The sequence below is a fragment of the Methanospirillum sp. genome, assembly GCF_028679455.1.
Classification (GTDB): Archaea; Halobacteriota; Methanomicrobia; order Methanomicrobiales; family Methanospirillaceae; genus Methanospirillum.
Window position 1 is genome coordinate 1 of the sequence record NZ_JAJRBM010000006.1, and the last position, 2941, is coordinate 2941.

At 46.8% G+C, this 2941-nt stretch carries 4 protein-coding genes; 1 reads left to right on the top strand and 3 read right to left on the bottom strand.

All coding sequences use genetic code 11. From position 1 onward, the window contains the following. Positions 1-36 precede the first annotated feature (36 nt). On the top strand, positions 37-393 hold the full coding sequence (locus LUQ50_RS00165; RefSeq protein WP_300034320.1) for a DUF86 domain-containing protein: 357 nt from the start codon (positions 37-39) through the stop codon (positions 391-393). Between the two features lie 135 nt (positions 394-528). Here the strand turns inward: LUQ50_RS00165 and LUQ50_RS00170 are convergent, their stop codons facing one another. The 3 genes from LUQ50_RS00170 to LUQ50_RS00180 all read right to left on the bottom strand — a co-directional run. Then, positions 529-867, bottom strand: coding sequence for a PD-(D/E)XK nuclease family protein (locus LUQ50_RS00170; RefSeq protein ID WP_300034323.1), 339 nt, complete (start codon positions 865-867; stop codon positions 529-531). Positions 868-942: 75 nt separating this feature from the next. Next, positions 943-1947, bottom strand: coding sequence for a 3'-5' exonuclease (locus tag LUQ50_RS00175; protein WP_300034329.1), 1005 nt, complete (start codon positions 1945-1947; stop codon positions 943-945). Further along, a partial coding sequence (locus tag LUQ50_RS00180) for an ATP-dependent helicase (protein ID WP_300034326.1) occupies positions 1856-2941 on the bottom strand: 1086 nt, incomplete at its 5' end. The genes LUQ50_RS00180 and LUQ50_RS00175, both read right to left, overlap by 92 nt.

Sequence of the window (2941 nt, forward strand, 5' to 3'; positions counted from 1 at the left end):
CAAGATTGAGAACACGGATTCTTTCGGAGGTCATATATGCCTGAACCTCGTGATATTGGAGTTTTTCTGCAGGATATGCTCACTGCGGCAGAGAAGATTACCACCTATGCACAAGGCCTTACCAGTTCTGATATCTCAATCCATGAAGAGAGGAATGAGGCAATCCTCTATAATCTTCTCATTCTTGGTGAAGCAGCAAAAGGAGTTCCGGATAATATAAGAGATAGATATCCGGAAGTTCCCTGGCGGTTTATTACAGGAATGCGAGACAAGATCATTCATCAATACTGGGGAATTAATCAGATCCAGATCTATAAGACTGTCACAGAAGAGGTCCCTCCTCTGATATCCATTCTCAAAATGATACTCGCTGAACTTGATAACCCAGAATAAAATAGTAGATCAAATCTACATCTTACCCTTTTCCCACCGGATTCTCTACCGGAACCTGCAGATCTGAAAATAATCACATCCAACACATTATTTCCCTGGTCTTCCTGGAAACCTCTTCACTTGGATCTGATCAATCTACACTTCAATAATCCACCAGACTACACCCGGATCAGCCCTGGCATCTTCGATGTAGGCAACCCCACCGGATGACACACTCTTTCCAAGAAGCCGAAGCCCGTATGCATAGATCTTCACCTGCATTGCTGCCGCTTCCGGAGCAATCACCTCATCAGAAGTCTTGTAATCCTGGATCTCAAGACCTCCTGGTGAGTCGAGCATCACATCAATCTTGCCGATGATGGTCCCGCTGTCAAACGGAAATTCTATCCTGTATTCAGAGGTATGAACCCGGAGAAGATCCTCCTTTCTCTGGTTTGCAAAGGATAAAAGGCGCTGGTGAGCCACCCGTTTCATACCTTCAAACCGATTCCGGTCAGCATATGGCAGATAAAACCCGGACTCAATTGACCGTTTATTTTACTGAAACACTCAGTTTGAGAATTTTGAGATCTCACCCTGACAGAAGTGGAAGGCTTTTCCAAACCCAAGATCAGGAGAGAGCCCGGGGAGAAAACCCCATTCTTTATTCAGACGGTACCGGTATGGACATTGCTGAAAGAGGATGAGATCCTTAGCAGAAAACGAATGGAGCTCGGCATCAGGCTCCGGGGCATGACAAGAAACTGCCTGAACAGGCCGGAGATATGGATGAGGAATGACCATATCTCTTCCGATCTCATTCTCAATAAACTGGGATGGTTGCATACCAGAGTCGCCTTCCTCTTCGTACCAGCTCATACAAACAAGATCCCGGGCCCGGGTAATGGCGATATAAAATAACTGACGTTCAGCCTCTCTGTTGCCTTCATACCGGAGAGCAGGGAAGAGTTCACGTGGGATGAGCCAGTTCTTCATCTCACCAATTCTTGACGAGGGAAACTTGCCATCAATCAGGGCAGGAACAAACACAACCGGCCATTCAAGACCTTTTGCCTGATGAACAGTGGAGAGACGGACTGCGTCGACAGAACTATCCTGCTCACCGGCAGACTCTTCGTATCGCCAGTATGCATACAGAAACAGGTACCAATGGAGATCCCTGAACATCCTGAAGATATCACCGGTCTTTCCCCCGTAGTTCTGGGAAGACTCAAAGTCGGAAAGCACCCTTCCAAAACTTGCAATGTTGCCCATCACAACAGCATCTTCAGCATTATCAGGAGATAAACCATGAAATCCAAGAATCGAAAGAAGGTTGTAGTATGTTGTTGTGATGTTCCGGTATGTTTTATTCTCAAGAACAGTATTCTTCCAGTACCCAAGTGCCTTTCTGACAACTTCTTTCGTATATGTGGATGAAACAATTGAAAACCAGTCGTCGAGTGCTGAATCAATAAGATTATCACCGTAGATTGTGGTTTTCCGGTCCTTGATAGTTGCCGGGAAGAATCCCTTTGATGAAAGCCAGCAGAATATTTTCGCCAGAGCCAGAATCTCCTGTCTCTTGAAAAAGTCCGACCTGACCGGACAGAATGAACGGAATATGATACCTTCGAAGTGCCTGGATAAATGGCGTTGCACTGTTGTTTATGCTCCGAAGCAGGATTCCGATATCCTGATACCTGCATGAGTTACCATTCACAAGCGATAGGATCTGCTCTGCAACTCCTTCAGCCTCATCCCCGGAGGTTGGATAATCTATCAGGTAGACAGCACCGGCATCAGGCCGTGTTGCAGTCATCGGTTCATATGGCCCGGTCTGAAAGTGAGAGGCAAGAGTATTTGCAACCGATACTATCTGTTTTCCGCTTCTCCGGTTCTCAGGCAGCACGATATCCCTGACCTCGGGATAGAAGGTCGCAAACCGCTGGAAACACCCTTCATCAGAACCTCTCCACTGGAAGATAGTCTGCCGTGGATCTCCGACAACAAAGATATTACTGTGGCCGATGGCGTTAATCAACGCCTCCTGTGCCGGATTGATATCCTGATATTCATCCACTATCAGATGCCTGATACTCCGGATCACGTCCGGATTTTCATGAAGATGATTGAGAGCAAGCGTGATCATCCGGTCAAACGTGAGCAGGTGGAACCGGTCAAGATACTCTTCGTACGCTCTGACCGAAGCAAAAAATTCAGGAGCCTGTTTTTTAATCTCCTCCCGGGAGAGAAGATCGTTATACATCACCGAGAGGCTCTGCTTGAATATGGTTGCCCGGTCGGTTGAGTTTCTCCCGGTTGTGAGACCTATCCGGTCAGAGATATTGATTAAAAGAGCCATCTCCTGGTTTTCATCCAGGACTTCCCATGAACCATATCCAAACTTCTCTTCCAGGATCCGGTTACAGAACCCGTGGATGGTGCCGATATACATGTCCCCGAGTGTATTATATATCTCGATGGCTTCAAGACCCAGTACACGTTTGAATATACGGTTCTTCATCGAGGCAGCAGCTTTTTCAGTAAACGTGAAGGCGACGATGGA